Raw genomic sequence first — 18,173 nt, 5'->3', positions numbered from 1 at the left:
GCTAAAGTGCGTTGTTCATTTCCTCATATAATGAAGAAATTGTATTGACGTACTGGTTGGTTCGTTCAGTTTTCAAAGATCAAAATTGTTTTGCCGCTCAAATTGGCGACTTAATTAATATATCATGTGGTTGTTTTAATGTCAACAACTTTTCATGATTTATTTTTTGCTCGGTTGCTTTCTCTCTTAACGCAACGTTTAATAATTTATCATGGTTCCAGAAATGAATCAAGGGGAAATTAAAATATAAATTAATTCTGATTATTTAAGCGCAAAAAAGAACTCCAGCTAATATCAGCTGGAGTTCTCTTCTTCTTAATTAGTCGCGATTTCTCATTTGCGGGAACAGTAATACATCTCTAATCGATGGTGAGTTCGTCAATAGCATCACGAGACGATCAATACCGATACCTAACCCGCCAGTCGGTGGCATGCCATATTCCAGGGACTCTAAGAAATCTTCATCCATCATATGGGCCTCATCATTTCCTTGCTCTCTTTCTTTCAACTGGCCTTCAAAGCGTTCACGTTGATCAATCGGATCGTTTAGTTCAGAGAAAGCATTCGCATGTTCCCGTCCAACGATAAACAACTCGAAACGATCAGTGAAGCGAGGATCTTCCGGGTTCTTTTTAGCCAACGGTGAAATTTCAATTGGATGACCATAAACGAATGTAGGCTGAATCAATTTTTCTTCTACACGCTGTTCAAAGAATTCATTCAGGATATGACCGAATGTCATCGTATCCTGAATTTCTATCCCATGCTCCTTGGCCAGGGTTTTGGCTTCTTCATCGCTCATGTCTTTCCAGAAATCTACACCAGTATGCTCTTTAACCAAATCCACCATATGGCGTCGATCCCACTTAGGTTCAAGGTCGACTTCTACTTCACCGTACGCAACTTTAGTTGTACCTAAAACATCTTTCGCAATATGAGCAACGAGGTTTTCAGTCAAGTCCATTACATCATGGAAGTCGGCGTAAGCTTCATATAACTCAAGCATGGTGAACTCAGGGTTATGGCGTGTAGATACCCCTTCATTTCGGAAGACTCGTCCAATTTCATAAACTTTTTCCAGACCGCCTACAATCAGGCGCTTTAAGTGTAACTCAATCGCAATTCGCATATATAAAGGAATATCCAATGCATTATGATGGGTAATGAAAGGACGGGCAGAAGCTCCGCCTGGAATTCCATGCATCATTGGCGTTTCTACTTCAAGGAAGCCAAGACCATCTAAATAACGGCGCATCGACTGGATGATTTTGCTTCGTAATACAAAAGTGTCGCGGCTGTCCGGGTTCGTAATCAAGTCAAGGTAACGCTGGCGGTAGCGTTGTTCTACATCTTTCAGACCATGGAACTTTTCTGGAAGCGGGCGCAATGATTTTGTAAGCATAGTGAATTCATCCGCTTTTACAGATAATTCACCTACTTTTGTTTTAAACACTGTGCCTGTTACACCCACGATGTCTCCCATATCTGCCGTATTGAATAGTTCATATGCGTCTTCTCCAACACGGTCTTTCCTGACATAGATCTGGATTTGACCGCTTAAATCCTGGATATGAGCGAATCCTGCTTTTCCCTTTCCGCGCTTGGTCATAATCCTTCCCGCTATAGTCGTGTTGATTTCTTGTTCTTCTAATTCCTCTTTGGTATAAGACTCATACTGTTCTTTCAGATCCTCTGCTACATGGGTCCGGACAAACTTGTCGCCAAAAGGGTCCAGGCCTTTTTCGCGATAAGCTTCTAATTTTTCTCTCCGCACCCGCATGTGCTCATTTAATTCTTCTGTCACTTCAACCACTCCGTTTCCCTTACTGGTGTAAATATACAAACGACCTTTCCAGGCTGGCTCATGCTATATAAAACTTGATTCGTTCTTCCATATAAAAACTGCCAGTATAGCAACTGGCAGTATTACAACTATGATTTAGTATAGAAAAGACTCAGGAAAGTGTCAACGTAAAGCATCAAGGCCCTTTCGTGCGAGCGTCCCGCTCACTTACACCTCATTCAAAATACCTGACTTGATAGGTTGGCAGCATTCATTTTTTATTCTCAGCCGTTTCAAATGATATGCCTCCATAATTAAACATAGAGATCTTCCTCTTGGTTTTTATATGCTATTTCATGGAAAGGGACGTCCAATGTTTCTGCAATTTGCTCCAGATTAGAACGGCTTGGCTTACGGGCGCCGCGTTCTAACTCTCCAAGCACCGACAGGGACATATTCATTCTCTGTGCAAACTCTACCTGAGTCATCCCTTTTAGTTTTCGGAATCCTTTAATCCTTCTTCCCCACTGATTGTCTGCCATGGAATTACTCCTTTTGTTTCATTCTTGGGTATTTTATTTAAAATATCTTCAACTGTTCTATTTAGATTAGGCAGGATACCGTCCGGGTTGATCTCCCCAAGCGGGACCATTACAAATGCACGCTCATGCATTGCTGGGTGCGGAACAATAAGACGCTCGGATACGATATTTTCTTGATTATAGAGTAAAATGTCAAGGTCTATTGTCCGTGGCCCCCACTTAACTTCCCTTTTCCTTCCTAATTGCGCTTCAATGGATTGGCATATGTCGAGAAGTTCGAGAGGACGGAGTGTCGTCTCGATTTCAACCACCATATTTAAAAAATCACTTTGTTCTGTATATCCAACCGGCATGGTTTCATAAATAGAGGAGCTGCTGGTTAACTGGATAGCATGGTGAGACCCCAGCTCAGTAATGGCTTCATCTAGATATTCTTTTCTCGGTTCAATATTGGAACCCAAGGCAATGTATACCTGGTTACCCATTCAACCACGGCTCCTGTATATCTCAATTGCCACCGATTGATAGTGCCCGGGAATTGGAGGGTCTGGTTTGATCACTTTCACGCGGCACCCTTCCAGTTTTGTAAAAGCGGCGAGTAAACGGTCAGCCACGTCTTCCGCTACTGCTTCGACCAATTTTCTCGCTTCTCCCTCGACGACCGCTTTTGTGACTTGATATATTTCTCCATAATCAATGGATGCATTCATATCATCCGTTTTTCCTGCCTGCGCCAAATCAACATCCAGTTCCAAATCCACGTAAAATCGCTGACCGAGCTTATTTTCTTCCGGGAATAGTCCGTGATAACCATAGAACTCCATCTTATTCAGATATATTTTATCCATGCTCATTCTCCTTTACCAACCATTGCGTCCATCATTTTAGCCATTCGCGCGACTGGTTTCACATCATGGACACGCACCATATGGACACCTTTTGATATTCCAAGACACACAGTGGCGCCTGTCCCTTCCATCCGTTCTTCTACCGGGAGGTCCAGAATCTGTCCGATGAACCTCTTCCTGGAAGTCGCCAGCAACATTGGATAGTTCAATTCCTGGAAGGAATCAAGGTGACGCATTACCACCAGGTTGTCGTCATGATTCTTGGCAAAACCGATGCCCGGATCCAGGATAATATTTTCATCCTGTACACCAGCTTCCTTTGCAATGGTGATGCTTTCTTTTAAATCCTTTTTCATATCTTCAATCAGGTTGTGATATTCTTTATTGGTCCGATTATGCATCAAGATAATCGGAACATTTAAATTTGCTGCAACCTCAGCCATTTTCGCATCTCTTTTAGCTCCCCAGACATCGTTGATTATGTCAGCTCCCACTTCAACTGCCTGACGTGCCACCTCTGCTTTATACGTATCAATAGAGACCGGAATAGTAAGCACACTGGAAAGCTTTTTGATAACCGGGAGCACACGCTCCAGCTCTTCATGTTCTGATACTGGCTCATGACCCGGCCTGGTAGACTCTCCACCAATATCAATAATGTCGGCTCCGTCCCTTTCCATCGCTGCCGCTTGTTCCACTGCTTTTTCTAAATCTGAATACTTTCCCCCATCGGAGAAGGAGTCTGGTGTGACATTCAGGATTCCCATGATTAATGTCTTTTTATCTAAATCGTATACTTGTTTCTTTGTATTTAATGTAAAGCCCATCGTTATTTCCTCATTTCGATACGAAAATATTCCTTGTCTATTTTACACTATTTGAAATATAAATTCATGATATAGAAAAACAAAAAGGACTGCGTCACTTTTGCTTGTGACACAGTCCCTGACATTATTGCTGATCTTCAAATTGATAAAGCGGTGTGGATAGGTATCTTTCTCCGTTACTCGGAAGGATGGCGAGTACCTTTTTGCCTTTTCCTAACTCTTTGGCGATTTTTCTGGCAGCGTGGATGGCTGCTCCGGAGGATACTCCTCCCAGAATACCGTCTTTCCTGGCCGCTTCTCTGGCTGCTTCATAGGCATCATCATTAGATACCTGGAGGACTTCATCATAGATAGCTGTATCCAGTATGCCAGGAACAAAGCCGGCACCGATGCCCTGAATTTTGTGGGGACCTGGCTGCCCACCGGATAATACTGGTGAAGCATCCGGTTCAACGGCATATATTTTGATATCGTTATAGTGCTTCTTTAGTACCTTTCCTGCACCAGTTATCGTTCCGCCCGTTCCTACGCCTGATACGAAGGCGTCTAATTGGTCACCCATTTGCTCGATTATTTCAGGTCCGGTTGTTTTTTCATGAATGGCGACATTCGCCGGGTTATTGAATTGCTGCGGCATGTAGTAGCCATGTTCCTTTTGCAGTTCTTCCGCTTTTTTAATCGCACCCTTCATGCCATCAGCACCTGGTGTAAGTACCAATTCAGCTCCATAGGCACGTAGCAGATTCCGTCGTTCCTGACTCATCGTATCCGGCATGACCAGCACGGTCTTATAGCCTTTGGCTGCCGCTATCATTGCCAACCCGATACCAGTGTTGCCACTTGTCGGTTCTACAATCGTATCGCCTTCGTTCAACTGACCGCTTTCTTCGGCGGCTTCAATCATCGCTAGTGCAATACGATCTTTTACTGAGCTTCCTGGATTCATGAATTCCAATTTCAGATAGATATCGGCACTGTTTTCATCTGCAGCGCCATTCAATTTAACTACTGGTGTATTACCGACCAGCTCACTGACATTCTTCGCAATTCTCATTATCTCACTCCTAAACCCGAGTATTTTTATAGGATTTATTAATAATGTACGCAAAACTCACGAAAATGTCAAACAATTCATGAACTTTATTTTATTCTCCACCCTTGTTACTGGATTGCAGCTCTTTTAGATTTTTGACGTCAAAGTGGTAAGCTTCATTACAAAAATGACAGGTTGCCTCTGCACCATGATCTTCTTCAATCATCGTCTGAAGTTCTTCATCATCAAGGCTGGCAAGGGCAATTTCGACACGCTCTCTCGAGCACTGACATTTGAACTGTACAGGTACACGGTCGAGTATATGCACATTATCTTCCCCTAATAACCGGTTCAAAATCTCCTCGGGTGTATTACCTTCGCGGACCATACTGGATATAGGCGGAATTTCACTTAACCTTTTTTCAATGGTATTGATTGTTTCATCATCTGCCCCTGGCATCATTTGGATAATAAATCCACCTGCTGCAAGGATGGAGTGGTCTGTATTGACCAATACACCCGCACCTACCGCAGAGGGTACCTGCTCGGAATTCGCAAAGTAGTAAGTAAAGTCTTCACTTACTTCACCAGATACGATAGGAACCTGTCCGGTAAAGTGGTCTTTTAACCCGAGGTCTTTGACAACACTTAATGTCCCTTCTGTACCGACAGCACGGGCTACATCTAATTTCCCTTGATTATTCAAGTCAAAATCAACATGCGGATTCTTGACGTACCCTCTTACATTACCATGTGCATCCGCATCCACTATCACCGCTCCGATCGGGCCACTCCCCTCAAGTTTGATGGTAAGCTTATCATCGCCTTTCAGCATGGTACCCATCATCGCACTGATCGTCAGCGTCCGGCCTAGTGCTGCAGAAGTGGTAGCCCAAGTATCCTGCCTGCGGCGTGCTTCTTCTACCGTTTTCGTTGATTGAATGGCGTAGGCACGAACTTTACCTTCAAACGCAGTAGCACGAACTAAATAATCTGTCATCTATCATCATTCTCCTTTAAATTCTTTTTTACCTTTATTCCGTTGATAAATGGTATATAGACCTTTCAAGGTCAAATACGGGTCAACGATATCGATCGTTGTAGATTCATCAGCAATCAAACCAGCCAGACCACCGGTAGCAATAACTTTAGGATTAGACGGAGCGGCTTCTTTCATTCTTCTCACCACTTCATCCACCTGACCGACATACCCAAAAAACACGCCGGACTGCATGGCTTCCACTGTACTCTGACCGACAACCTGTCCAGGATTTCTGATTTCAATCTTTGGAAGCTTAGCAGCTTTAGCATACAAAGCTTCCATGGACACATTAATACCAGGCGAAATGACACCCCCGACATATTCCGCATTTTCGTTGATATAACAATAGGTAGTTGCTGTTCCGAAGTCAATGATCACCAGCGGAGCTCTATGCTCCTGCAAAGCACCGACAGCATTAACGATGCGGTCTGCTCCTATTTCTTTCGGGTTCGGATAAGTCATTGCCAACCCTTCATCTACTTCATCAGCTCCGATGATCATCGGCTTTCGCTTAAAGTAATTTCGGGACATCCTTTCCAAAGCAAACATGATCGGTGGTACAACCGACGAAATAATCACTCCATGGATATCGGAAAAAACCAACCCTTCATGCTCAAATAAGGATTTGATCAACATTCCATATTCATCTTCTGTTTTATAACGGTCCGTTTTGATACGCCATTGGAACTTCAGTTTATCTTCTTCAAAAACACCTAGCACGGTGTTTGTATTCCCCACATCCAGCACAAATATCATGACATGACCCCACTTTATATATCATTTCTGAAAATTCATCATACCACCCAACACATTCTTGCTTTATGATATATTTTCCTGCCGAGTCAAAGCAAGGCCAAAGGCTTAGACCTCATTTCAAGTACAAAGGCGCTGGAGCTGGAGACAAGAAAAAAGTCACGCTGCACTGGGCAGCGTGACTTTTTTTATTTATTCTTTACGTTCGGAGTCATTTCCTTCTTCTGTTTCCTTATCATCTACGGTTGGACCTTCTTCTGGCTCCGTAGGCTTGTTGTCCGTTTTGATTTCATCCTCTTTCGATTGGACGTTGACACGGACATCGGAAGAAGCGTCTTTATCAGCTTTTTCCTTCTTTCTCGCTTTCTCTCTTTCTTGTGCCAATTCTTCTATTTCTTCCTGTGTAGGAAGGCGGCCTTTTTCGAAAAGGGATTTGATTTCCGTCGCATCCAAAGTTTCGATTTCCAGCAATGTAGAAGCGACAAGCTCTAACTTATCACGATTTTCTGTCAAAATCGTCTTGGCACGTTCATAACAGTAGTTGATAAAGTTTTGTGTTTCTTTATCGATATCATAAGCAATTTGGTCACTGTAATTCTGTTCATTCTGGATGTCACGGCCAAGGAATACCTGTCCGCCAGAGTTAGAACCGAATTGCAATGGACCTAACTTCTCACTCATGCCATACTCGGTAACCATTTTACGAGCGATGCTGGTAGCACGCTGGAAGTCATTATGAGCGCCTGTACTTACTTCGCCAAAAATGACTTCTTCCGCTACACGTCCACCGAGCAAGCCGGTAATTTTATCAAATAGTTCCGGTTTGGTCATAAAGTAGCGGTCTTCACGCGGAAGCATGACAGCATATCCGCCAGCCTGGCCACGTGGCACGATGGTAACTTTGTGTACCATATCCGCATCGTCCAATACCATGCCAATGATGGTATGGCCACTTTCATGATAGGCAACGATATTGCGTTCCTTCTTAGAGATGACCCTGCTCTTCTTAGCTGGACCAGCAATGACACGGTCGATGGCTTCATCGACATCTTCCATATCAATCGAGTCTTTATCATTACGAGCAGCTACAAGTGCCGCTTCGTTCAACAGGTTCTCTAAGTCCGCACCCGAGAATCCAGGTGTACGCATCGCAATCGTCTTCAAATCGACATCTTTACCTAATGGTTTATCTTTAGCATGAACCGCAAGAACTTCTTGTCTTCCTTTAACATCTGGACGATCAACCGTAATTTGACGGTCAAAACGGCCAGGACGCAGTAACGCTGGGTCTAAAATATCCGGACGGTTGGTCGCTGCGATGATGATGATTCCCTCATTGACACCGAAACCATCCATTTCTACTAACAACTGGTTCAAGGTTTGTTCACGCTCATCGTGACCGCCGCCAAGACCTGCTCCACGCTGACGACCGACCGCATCGATCTCATCAATGAAGATGATACACGGAGCATTCTTTTTCGCATTTTCAAACAAGTCACGGACACGTGATGCACCAACACCGACAAACATTTCAACGAAATCCGAACCACTGATAGAGAAGAATGGAACACCTGCTTCTCCGGCAACAGCACGGGCAAGCAAGGTTTTACCTGTACCCGGTGGTCCGACTAGCAGGACACCTTTCGGGATACGTGCGCCAACTGCAGAGAACTTGCGAGGATCTTTCAAGAAGTCTACGACCTCTACCAGCTCCTGCTTCTCTTCATCAGCACCGGCCACATCTTTGAAACGGACCTTTTTCTTCTCTTCCGTATACTGTTTCGCTTTACTCTTCCCGAAATTCATGACACGGCTTCCACCGCCTTGTGCCTGGTTCAACAGGAAGAAGAATAAAATGAATATAATGATGAACGGAATCATGGTTGTCAGGAAAGAAACCCAGGCACTAGGCTGTTCCTCTTCTTCAACCTTCAGGATACTTTGCTCCTGAGCGGTGTCCGTTACATTTGTAATCATTTGATCATTCGCGGGAATTTTAGCTGTGAAGGAATTATCACCATCTTCACCACCGCCGCCTGTAAGCGTCCCTTGAACTTGATACACTCCATTGACAGGTTGAATCGTCATTTCTTCAATCTGACCGCTGTTCAAATATTCATTGAATTCGTTAACAGTCAGTGTTTGCTGTGGTTCACCTTGTCCTCTAAATAGACCGACTACGCCGATTACTACGAGGAAGATAAGTAAATAAAATATTGTGTTACGAAATATTCGGTTCATTGCCTACCTCCTCCCAATCAACAAAAACTATATTAAATAGTATCATACTAAAAAGTACCAGCACAACTAATTACCCTTAAACAATATGTGAACATTTTGTGTTTCATGTACCATCATTTTTATCCACCATAAACTTCCGGCTTAAGCACACCGATATAAGGAAGATTACGATATTTTTCATCATAGTCCAACCCGTAGCCAACAACGAATTCATCAGGCACTTCAAAACCGACAACATCCGCTTTAATATGGGAGGTACGGCCGGTAGGCTTATCCAGTAATGTAACGATCTTGATGGACTTCGCTTTCCGGTATTTGAACAGGTCTACCAGGTAGCTCAAAGTCAAGCCACTATCAATGATGTCTTCAATAATTAAAAGATCTCGTCCTTCCACCTGGGTATTCAAGTCTTTCTCAATTTTAACTTCACCAGAAGAACGCATGCCGTCATAGCTGGAAACATCCATGAAATCCATTTCCAAATGAGTCTCTATCCGTTTCAGCAAATCCCCCATAAATGGCATAGCGCCTTTTAATACGCCAATAGCCAGCGGGAATCGTCCTTCATATTCTTCTGTCAGCTGATTTCCGATTTCCTTGCACTTTGCCTGGATCTCTTCTTCTGAAATCAGAACCTCTTTAATTTCGTTATGCATAGTTCGCTCCTCCTACCTGTCTTCCTTTGGCTGTGAATAATTTACTTCCAGCACTTCTCCCGATGTTTCTCCACTGCATGCCGTACTTTTCTTCAAACCGACCAACCATAATATTTTTCCATTCCGATCTGTTAATATAGGCCAACTATCCCTCGCTTCTTTAGGAACCTTCTGATCAATGAATATATCTTTGATTTTTCTTGAGCCATTCAAGCCTTTCCATGTCATTCGATCTCCCGGGCGTCGAGTCCGCACAATCAAAGGAAGCTCTACGTGAGTCATATCACAAGTGAGCGTGTACTTGTCTTCCTTTTTCGTGCAAGTCGTCAGCTTGACGGAAAGTTCCGAACCGTCAGGCAAGCGGTATGTATCACCGATTCCAAGCTCGCTACTGTAAGAGGCGGGCTTGTATGCACTGTTAAAATGAAAAGTGATTTTTCCATAATTACGCTGTAACCATAAGCCACCAGGCCAGTCAAGCTTGCCATTGGCTATATCCCGTGTCAAAAAATCAAAGAATTGCTGCTCATGTATATAAGAAAAATCCTCAGAGTTTCCATCATAAAGATAGTTTAATATTAGATGAAAGGCCCTTCTTTGTAAAGCTATCGGAAAGGTATTAAATTCAGAAACAGAAAAAGAAATATTCTTCTTATCTTTTTCAAAAACCGCCACCTTTTCCAATAATTGCTCCGCCTGCTGTTGAAGGTATTCCTCATCCTCTTTCAAATCCTGGCTCAGCTTCCATAAATGCTTGTTCAACTTCGGATTTTCTGCCTTCATAAGCGGGAGAATCTTATGCCGAAAATAGTTTCTCGTATATGTTGTATCTTTATTCGAATGATCTTCCCTCGGATGGATATGATGCTCTTTACAATAAGCTAATATCTCCTCTTTGGTTACCCCTAAAAACGGACGGATAATCTTCCCGCCTGCAAAGTCTCTCGTCACCGGGATTCCCGTGAGCCCTCCCGGAGTCGTTCCTCTGACAAGACGCATCATCATCGTTTCTGCCTGATCATCCCCATGGTGACCAAGCACAAGAATTCCGGCTCGCTTCTTGTTCATTTCTTCCTGGAAAAATTGATAACGTAAAATCCGGGCTGCTTCTTGTGTATTCAGGTTGTGCTGTTTCTTATACGCAGGAACATCCACGGAGGTTCCCACAAAATCGATATTCCATTTTTTACATATTTCTTTTACGAACGTTAAGTCCTCGATGGAAGCTGCTCCACGCAGGCCATGATCGACAGAAGCAGCAATCAAAGAGAGCCCCCATGGCTCTCGTATCGTTTTGAAATAATGCAGAAGCGCCATAGAATCCGGTCCGCCGGAAACAGCAATCAGTACTGTCTGTCCTTGTTCTAACAATCGATTTCGCTCGATGAATGCATCGACGGCCGTTTTCATGTTACTTCCACCTCAAGTAGTATTAGTATTTGATCAATACTGAACACCATTATCCTATCATTTGTAGCCTTCTTCCTGCAAAACATAGCAGTTCTACCAGGCAATTATAGAAAAGAGAAAATAGAAAAGGAGGAGAGACAAAAATATCACTCCCAGCTCTGCCGCGGCGAATGCCGTTTTCCGGGATTCTTTTCTTCTCGAGACTCGCGTATGCCTGTTTTCCATCATTTTATATTTGGATGGACCATTTAATATAGCAGATAACTCTTTTTTCATTTCATAGCTAGAGGAGTATTCCCCGTGCCACGCTTTCTTAATAAGCCGGCGATATGGCTTGAGAAGTTCAGGCTGCTGCAATTTCTTTTCTAGTGTTTGCTGTGGATTCGCCCCCCTCTCAAAACGTTTCCCGTGGGCGACTTCCATCATGACCATCGTCAATGCAAATAAATCATAGGCAGGGTCAGCTTTACGTGATCCACCTTGCCAATATCCCCGGTCATAGAATTCCGTATATTCTTTAATAGCACGCCCTATTTTGGTGGTGCCCCCGACATCGATCAGCCGCAATTTAGGAGGAGGGGATGTAACGAGCAGGTTATCTGTCTTCAAATCTCCAAACACCCACCCTTGCTTATGCAATTCCTCCAAATCACTTAATAATTGCAGCATCATGACCCCTAGCCATTCTTTTCCCCTGCCATGTAAAAAGCTCGCGAGTTCCTGGCCTTTCAGATATTCCATAACATAGTAAGGGTATGTCACCCCAGCCGGAGTCACCCAGTCATCCACGTCCAACAAAGAAGGCCCAAGGCGCTTCCCCTGGACCTTTTGAAAAGTTTTTAGAACATTCACTTCCGTAATGATCCTCGAACTGTCTGTACCAATTTTAAGCGCCGTATAAACGCCATTCCGCTCACATAAATAGACGATGCCGCAAGCACCTTCCCCCAGCTTTTGAATCACCTGATATTGCGTGCCGTTCCATTTCCCCCGGATGATGGTCCCTCGTTTTAAGTTAGTTACCAGTTTCTTCGTATGGTTCACTTGCATATTTCATACTCCCAAACAAGCTTTTTTTGCCGAACTGGTACATCGCTTCTTTCAGCGCGGGCCCGGTAGGTGTGATACCTCCGCTTGCCAGCTTAGGAAAAACTTTAGAGATACCATCTAATTCCGGGGTCCAATCCATCAATTTTTGAATCGGCTTCATTTTATTCGGGAAACAGAAGATGCTGAAGCGATTGTTCCCAGACCTTGCATTCAAACTTAATGACAAGTCAAAAAGAGCCTCCTTGACAGTAGAAAGCTTCGGAGTCATGCTGGCGCTCGTGTCCACAAGTACAAGCACCTCCAGGTCACACGTCTCCCCAAGGTCCTCCACTACTTCCATCACTTCGCCGCGTTTGTCCGGCGGCAGCTCCTCAAATGACTGCTTTTCTCCGAGGATCTGCTTCAGCTCCTGATTGACAACCCCCTGTAACGTTTGTGTCATTGCCTGTTTGGTGACCATTTGCACGGTTTGAGAAAGTGCTTTTTGATAGACGATTTGACTTACGCCTCCGCCAGACATGGCAATCGCTTCAACCTCTTCCAGCCCTTCCGGCTGCTCACTTTGATCATCATCAAGAATCCCGATGACATTCACCGTGATACCCTGATCATTAGCCAGTGCAGCAATGGCAACCGGATCTTCCCCCTGATTCGAACATCCATCGGTCAATAACAAAATCTGCTTCAGTGTACCTTTTTTCATTGGATCACCCCTTCAGTTCCTTACCATCATCATCGCCGAACATCGAGGGGTTTATACCTGTCCAATAGTATTAATCAGGCCTCCTTACGTTTATAGGGAATTGCTTTCCACTGTGGATGGTTATGGTCCAGTCTTGCCACAAGGACGGTCATATCATCTTCAATGGCACCACGTGTACGGATCACTTCCTCCAAAATCAAATCCGCTACCGCTTGCGGGTCATTGGTCTCCATCTCTCTTATTTTCCGCTTCAGCCATGCTTCCATATTCTCTACATGCTTCGGACCTTCTAATATTCCATCACTCATCATAATTAATAGATCTCCGGGTGCTAACTGCTCGCTTACTATTTCAACATCGACATCCTTAATGATGCCGATTGGAAGGTTGCTTGATTCTATCTTCATCATTTGCGATCCACGCTTTATATAACTCGGAGTGCTGCCGATTTTTATAAATTTTGATGTGGCGTCCTGTAAATCTACCACAGCTAAATCCAGGGTAGAGAAAATTTCGTCTGTCGTCCGCAGCGATAGTATCGAATTGATCGACTTAATTGCCACCTGTTCCTGGATGCCTGACTGTAGGATCTGCTGCAAGAGGCGCAATGTCTCCATACTTTCCTCATGTGCACGGATGCCGTTACCCATCCCATCGCTGATCGCAAGGGCATACTTCCCCGCTCCTAACTCCATCGTGGAGTAGCTGTCACCAGAAATAAACCCGCCATCCTTAGCAGCATGCGCTACACCTGTTTCCATGATATATCGTTTGGCTGACTGGAAGGACAGTTCACAGTAACCGTTTGGAAAAGGCGCGATATTTTCTTTTGTCACAATAATCGTCTCATTCAATATATCTGATAGCAGCGGCGCAATCAGCTTCGGACCTTCTCCATGATAATTTCGAACATAGAACGTAAGGTCGATATCGATATTGCCGGAATCGAGGGTATAAATATCCAATGTTTCAATTTCTAACCCTAATTGATTGATGGCATAGGTGATCTCCTGTTCCTGAACTTCATGGTTCTCCCTTTCCTTGGTAATTTCTTTTGCAAAATCTTCCATCACTTCCGAAACTCCACGCAACTGGTCAGCAACAAACCTCCTGCTTTCCAGCACTTGTTTTTTCAACTGCTGATTCGCCTGGTAAAACGAAAGCTCCTGTTTCATCGTATCGATGAGCTTTTGAGGTTTGACACAGTATTGGTCGACATTTTTGCGAATCAGCCTGCTCGGCTCGTCCCCTCCCTCAAGGTCTGCCATCAAATCGGTCATGATATTATAAGTTTGATCGAATTGTTTTGCCCAGCATCGCTCCTTTTTAAAACAGGATTGGCATGTTTTTTCCGTAACATGGCTTAAAAAGTAATCTTTTTCCCGTTGGTGTTCCTCTGTGTCTGTCTGGTCGTCATAGAAATGAAAACTTTTGGACAGGGCGCGGAACACATCGGAAAATTTTTCCACGCGCACAGCAGTCACATCGCGAACTTTTTGTAAGTATTGTTCCTGCTCCTGAGAATGCTCCTGGGTGCCTGGGATATAACGGGCCAGTTTTCGAATCCAGCCTTCCGGTGTCAAAGCAAAAAGTATAATGGCCAAACCAGTCTCCATAAGCGACGGTGATAATGTTGATACAGTTCCCCCATATATACCGATCAATAAAGTACCAACAATCAAACCAACGCTGACGCCGGTTTTCTTGCCCTCTTTAAGCAACCCTCCAAGCAGGCCGGAAAAAGCCAGTAAACTCATTTGATAGAGGTTCGCGACATTGGCAAGACTCAATACCAGCCCGGTCACGACCCCGACTGTCGACCCGATAGCTGCACCGCCGATGAAAGCCAGGAATAAGACCAGGTATCTGGAGAATATCTGTTCTAACGAAACATCCTGGATCTGCCAGCCGATCGTACCTGTCAATACAGAGGCGAGCAAAATGATCATACAGACGATTTCTTCATTTTTTAAGGTCGCCTTATACCTTTTAGGTGATAATAGTGGAACACTCTGCATAAATATCAGGACAAGCATTGCGCTTAGTACGCCTTCAGCAGCCATAAGCAGCGCTTCATATGGCTGCCATGCATCCAGTAAGGTGAATGCGACCGATCTTGGAAGGACACATGCTAAGAATGCCATCAACGGTAACAGCTTCTGATGTTCTTTCCATGTATGTACGATGAAGGCAAGTAGTAAGAACGTCAGCATCGCTGTAAACACAAAGCCCGTTTGCAGCCATCCATAAGTAGAAGCCCCAATGACAGCAAATAGAACGACAGCTGGAACACGATCCCTTCTGAGCCACCACACCGATGCGATCAAAGCGATGACAAACGGCGAAATGGAAGATAAGATGACCGCTCTGCCCAGAAGCAAAGCGATGATCATCAATAACCAGCCCTTGTCAATCAACAAGTACTTCGCTTTACTCTCCGCTTTCTTCTTCAGCTTGCTGAGTCGTGCTTTTTCCATCCCAATAGTTTGTGAACCCTTTCTCGTTAATGTCCCCAACATCTTCACCACTCCTTCTTGTTGCTCTATTAAATCACATATCTATCATGTAATTTGTCAAAACAAGAAGAGAGCAGTAACAAAAAGTTCGACTGATTTCCATGATGAAAAGTACCCTTCTACAAATTAGTCGTCGTTTATTCGCGCCCCATTTAGAACAAGGAAGGGGATAACCCCCGTAACTGTACAGTTTCTATCATTTTCAAAAATTGACAGACTAATTAGAAAATAGAATTTCTGTTGACACTTAATCTATCATGTTGTAATATATTGCTTGTGACTTTGAATGAAACAATTCATGGCGGTGTAGCTCAGCTGGCGAGAGCGTACGGTTCATACCCGTGAGGTCGGGGGTTCGATCCCCTCCGCCGCTACCATTTATTTTTTCACAAGGTTACATAACCAAACGACAAGGCCCGTTGGTCAAGTGGTTAAGACACCGCCCTTTCACGGCGGTAACACGGGTTCGAATCCCGTACGGGTCATCCATAACAATCTAGTTCCGCTGAGGCAGCCATATAATGAAGCTGCCTCAGCTTTTTTATTGAAGAATAATATTTTCCATACTAAAAACGGGCTGCCATTTCTGGCAAGCCCGTTTTTTGCACGTGCATTATATATTTATATAGGCAGCAAGTTAGCCTTTTTTAGCACCTCGACCTCCGCGTTTTGATTCCGTGTGCTTCTTCAATGAAGCCAGACGCTCATCACTATCTTTCAGAAAGCGATTCATCTTTTGTTCGAATGATTCTGCCGGCTTACGATTCTGCGGCTTGTTACGACGACCATAGTTCTCTTTCGCTTTCTTAATGGAAAGGCCGATTTTTCCGTCTTTACCGACATTAATGACTTTCACTTCCACTTTGTCGCCTTCGCTTAAGTGATCATTAATATCCTTGACATAGTTGTCGGCAACCTCACTAATATGGACTAAACCAGTCTGCCCATCGGGAAGTTCCACGAATGCTCCAAAATTAGTGATACCAGTTACCTTACCCTGCAGCTTGCTGCCTACTTCGATTGACATAAAAAAAATGCTCCTCCTTAAAATTTCGATAAATATCCTTCTTTACTATTATATATAAGCAATGAAAAGTGTGTCAATAAGATGGGTCCTCTTCTGGAAGTTTGAAGATAATCTCGCCCTCTTTTGAAAAGAAGTAATTCGTCCTGGCGATTTGAAGGACGTATTCTTCATTATTCAATAATTCGATTTCTTCTTTTAAGTTCTTTTCCTGATTTTCAAGCGCCACCTTTTGTTCCTGGAGCTCTTCCATACGTTCCAGCTTTTCATTATACATCGCTTGTTGTTTAAAATGATAAGTCAGCATCGATCCCATGACAACCAGGACCAGGATGGTAAATAGTGCCAGCCTACGAAACAGACGCTTTTTCTTTCTATGTTGTCGTGCTACGTATGTATCATACTGTTTCATGTAGTTCGATTCTATTCGTGTGACTTGTTTTTCGGCCATCTACTCTGCCTCCTTATCGTTTCCATAAATTTAACAGCTTTAATATTCTATTCTTTATTGTAACGTAAAATCCTGCCAGCGTGTGTAAGTATTTTTTCATATTTTCCGGGACCATTTTCCACAGCAGGCGTAATATCAATCGGAGCGGCCACCATAGCACGCGCAGCACGAATATACTACCCGCTAACAGCAATGTCAAAACCCATATGATGATAGCAGTAGCTACCTTCCATAACCATTTTATCGGCTTTACCATAAATAGATTGAAGCATTTGAGAAAAAAACGGGTCAGGGCTTTAATAATACGAATCAACCGCTCAAGCATCCGCGTGTAAATGCCCTGAAACAACGCGCGATAAGCTGCATAACCACAGAGGACGGATAGGAATATATAAAATCGCAACTCACCATAATTGACTTGATATAACAGAAAAAAGAGAATAAATGCTTGTAAAAGCCAAAAGCTGATGACAATGGTATAGTTCATCAGCGTTCGTTTACGGTAGAAATGCTTGAAACGTTGTAATGTATCCATGGCGGCACCCAGATATATTCCGCCTAATATCATAGCAGCCATCGCGAGAAACTGGGTAGTCAAAGTCATTTAAACAGCTTGCTAAAGAATCCTTTAGCCTTCTCCGCATGGTGTTCATCCAAGTAAGTCATTTCAAACACCTTGCCTTTGATCGATACAACCCCCTGTTCAACATCGAGGTTTTTCATTTGCAGGTTTTCGCCGCGTATCACTAAATATCCAAGACTGGTCTGCAGCAAAAACTCTTCGTTATCAAAGCTGTCCACTTCTTTTACCCCTGTAATTTCGAGATTCTTTCTATTCATCATTCTTACATGGTGCTCGGCTTGTCCACGCATATTATTGGCATTCTTTTCATAATATTCCATGCTCTGATCCCCCTTCACTTAGTACAACCTATGAAGAGGAAGGGAAAAATAGAACCCGCGGAAATGAACATACATATGTAAAAGAACCACCTCATCCGCTGAGGTGGTTCTGCATTATGACTGTTGCACTGCTTCTTCTTTTACAATCTCGTATAGAGAAGACGCTTCATCTTTTTTAACATTTTCACGCAGCGCTTTAATTTCAAGCGTCAATACTTTTTGACCAAATTGGATGACCAGTTCATCCCCGACTTGAATATTCGTGGCTGCTTTAGCCTGGTTGCCATTGACGGTAATCCGCCCTTGATCGGCTACTTCTTTTGCTAACGTCCTCCGTTTAATCAAACGGGAAATTTTGAGAAACTTATCTAAACGCATAAGTCACTATCTC

19 protein-coding genes and 2 tRNA genes are annotated in these 18,173 nt (G+C 43.7%); 2 read left to right on the top strand and 19 right to left on the bottom strand.

All coding sequences use genetic code 11. The annotated features are described in order from the left end of the window. Window positions 1-319 precede the first annotated feature (319 nt). From lysS to spoIIE, 14 genes are all read right to left on the bottom strand, one after another. Window positions 320-1,804 (bottom strand): lysine--tRNA ligase, encoded by a 1,485-nt coding sequence (lysS, locus tag ACGTNI_RS17290; protein ID WP_394463908.1) that lies wholly within the window; start codon window positions 1,802-1,804, stop codon window positions 320-322. Window positions 1,805-2,097: 293 nt separating this feature from the next. Continuing rightward, window positions 2,098-2,325, bottom strand: coding sequence for a helix-turn-helix domain-containing protein (locus tag ACGTNI_RS17285; RefSeq protein ID WP_394463906.1), 228 nt, complete (start codon window positions 2,323-2,325; stop codon window positions 2,098-2,100). Further along, window positions 2,277-2,810, bottom strand: a complete 534-nt coding sequence (gene folK, locus ACGTNI_RS17280; RefSeq protein ID WP_394463905.1) for a 2-amino-4-hydroxy-6-hydroxymethyldihydropteridine diphosphokinase — start codon at window positions 2,808-2,810, stop codon at window positions 2,277-2,279. The genes ACGTNI_RS17285 and folK overlap by 49 nt, the downstream gene beginning before the upstream one ends. Next, window positions 2,811-3,173, bottom strand: a complete 363-nt coding sequence (gene folB / locus ACGTNI_RS17275; protein WP_394463904.1) for a dihydroneopterin aldolase — start codon at window positions 3,171-3,173, stop codon at window positions 2,811-2,813. A gap of 2 nt (window positions 3,174-3,175) precedes the next feature. Continuing rightward, a complete protein-coding gene (folP, locus tag ACGTNI_RS17270) occupies window positions 3,176-4,000 on the bottom strand; it encodes a dihydropteroate synthase (protein ID WP_394463903.1) in 825 nt (274 codons plus the stop codon). A gap of 124 nt (window positions 4,001-4,124) precedes the next feature. Next, window positions 4,125-5,054, bottom strand: coding sequence for a cysteine synthase A (gene cysK / locus ACGTNI_RS17265; RefSeq protein WP_394463902.1), 930 nt, complete (start codon window positions 5,052-5,054; stop codon window positions 4,125-4,127). A 91-nt stretch (window positions 5,055-5,145) separates the two neighbouring features. Further along, window positions 5,146-6,033 carry an Hsp33 family molecular chaperone HslO gene (gene hslO / locus ACGTNI_RS17260; protein ID WP_394463901.1) on the bottom strand — a complete coding sequence of 296 codons (888 nt, stop codon included), beginning with the start codon at window positions 6,031-6,033 and terminating at the stop codon, window positions 5,146-5,148. Window positions 6,034-6,039: 6 nt separating this feature from the next. Continuing rightward, window positions 6,040-6,831, bottom strand: a complete 792-nt coding sequence (locus ACGTNI_RS17255) for a type III pantothenate kinase (protein WP_394463899.1) — start codon at window positions 6,829-6,831, stop codon at window positions 6,040-6,042. A gap of 189 nt (window positions 6,832-7,020) precedes the next feature. Further along, window positions 7,021-9,069 carry an ATP-dependent zinc metalloprotease FtsH gene (gene ftsH, locus ACGTNI_RS17250; protein WP_394463898.1) on the bottom strand — a complete coding sequence of 683 codons (2,049 nt, stop codon included), beginning with the start codon at window positions 9,067-9,069 and terminating at the stop codon, window positions 7,021-7,023. A 119-nt stretch (window positions 9,070-9,188) separates the two neighbouring features. After that, entirely contained in the window at window positions 9,189-9,725 is a 537-nt protein-coding gene (gene hpt / locus ACGTNI_RS17245) for a hypoxanthine phosphoribosyltransferase (protein ID WP_085504810.1), read from the bottom strand. Between the two features lie 12 nt (window positions 9,726-9,737). Beyond that, window positions 9,738-11,135, bottom strand: coding sequence for a tRNA lysidine(34) synthetase TilS (gene tilS, locus ACGTNI_RS17240; RefSeq protein WP_394463897.1), 1,398 nt, complete (start codon window positions 11,133-11,135; stop codon window positions 9,738-9,740). Between the two features lie 93 nt (window positions 11,136-11,228). Then, on the bottom strand, window positions 11,229-12,185 hold the full coding sequence (gene prkT, locus ACGTNI_RS17235) for a serine/threonine protein kinase PrkT (protein WP_394463896.1): 957 nt from the start codon (window positions 12,183-12,185) through the stop codon (window positions 11,229-11,231). Further along, window positions 12,151-12,888 (bottom strand): vWA domain-containing protein, encoded by a 738-nt coding sequence (locus ACGTNI_RS17230; RefSeq protein ID WP_394463895.1) that lies wholly within the window; start codon window positions 12,886-12,888, stop codon window positions 12,151-12,153. The genes prkT and ACGTNI_RS17230 overlap by 35 nt, the downstream gene beginning before the upstream one ends. 74 nt (window positions 12,889-12,962) lie before the next feature. Continuing rightward, complete coding sequence (spoIIE, locus tag ACGTNI_RS17225; RefSeq protein WP_394463894.1) at window positions 12,963-15,407, bottom strand: stage II sporulation protein E; 2,445 nt, start codon at window positions 15,405-15,407, stop codon at window positions 12,963-12,965. 297 nt (window positions 15,408-15,704) lie between these two features. On the opposite strand from spoIIE, the gene ACGTNI_RS17220 reads away from it, so the two are divergent. Both ACGTNI_RS17220 and ACGTNI_RS17215 read left to right on the top strand, forming a co-directional pair. Beyond that, a tRNA-Met gene (locus tag ACGTNI_RS17220) sits at window positions 15,705-15,781 on the top strand. Between the two features lie 36 nt (window positions 15,782-15,817). Next, a tRNA-Glu gene (locus tag ACGTNI_RS17215) sits at window positions 15,818-15,889 on the top strand. A 152-nt stretch (window positions 15,890-16,041) separates the two neighbouring features. Here the strand turns inward: ACGTNI_RS17215 and ACGTNI_RS17210 are convergent. From ACGTNI_RS17210 to ACGTNI_RS17190, 5 genes are all read right to left on the bottom strand, one after another. Then, window positions 16,042-16,431, bottom strand: coding sequence for a S1 domain-containing RNA-binding protein (locus ACGTNI_RS17210; protein ID WP_028781789.1), 390 nt, complete (start codon window positions 16,429-16,431; stop codon window positions 16,042-16,044). Window positions 16,432-16,504: 73 nt separating this feature from the next. Continuing rightward, window positions 16,505-16,879, bottom strand: coding sequence for an FtsB family cell division protein (locus ACGTNI_RS17205; protein ID WP_085504815.1), 375 nt, complete (start codon window positions 16,877-16,879; stop codon window positions 16,505-16,507). 13 nt (window positions 16,880-16,892) lie between these two features. Continuing rightward, entirely contained in the window at window positions 16,893-17,483 is a 591-nt protein-coding gene (gene yabQ, locus ACGTNI_RS17200) for a spore cortex biosynthesis protein YabQ (protein ID WP_394463893.1), read from the bottom strand. Next, complete coding sequence (yabP, locus tag ACGTNI_RS17195) at window positions 17,480-17,782, bottom strand: sporulation protein YabP (RefSeq protein WP_062438483.1); 303 nt, start codon at window positions 17,780-17,782, stop codon at window positions 17,480-17,482. Before yabP ends, yabQ begins: the two co-directional genes overlap by 4 nt. Before the next feature lie 114 nt (window positions 17,783-17,896). Beyond that, window positions 17,897-18,160 carry an RNA-binding S4 domain-containing protein gene (locus ACGTNI_RS17190; protein WP_062438480.1) on the bottom strand — a complete coding sequence of 88 codons (264 nt, stop codon included), beginning with the start codon at window positions 18,158-18,160 and terminating at the stop codon, window positions 17,897-17,899. Window positions 18,161-18,173 lie beyond the last annotated feature (13 nt).

It is taken from the genome of Thalassobacillus sp. B23F22_16 (genome assembly GCF_043496955.1).
In the GTDB taxonomy this organism is placed as follows: domain Bacteria; phylum Bacillota; class Bacilli; order Bacillales; family Halobacillaceae; genus Thalassobacillus; species Thalassobacillus devorans_A.
The sequence above is the reverse complement of the archived record's forward strand: the minus strand, read 5'-3'. Positions and strand labels throughout refer to the sequence as shown.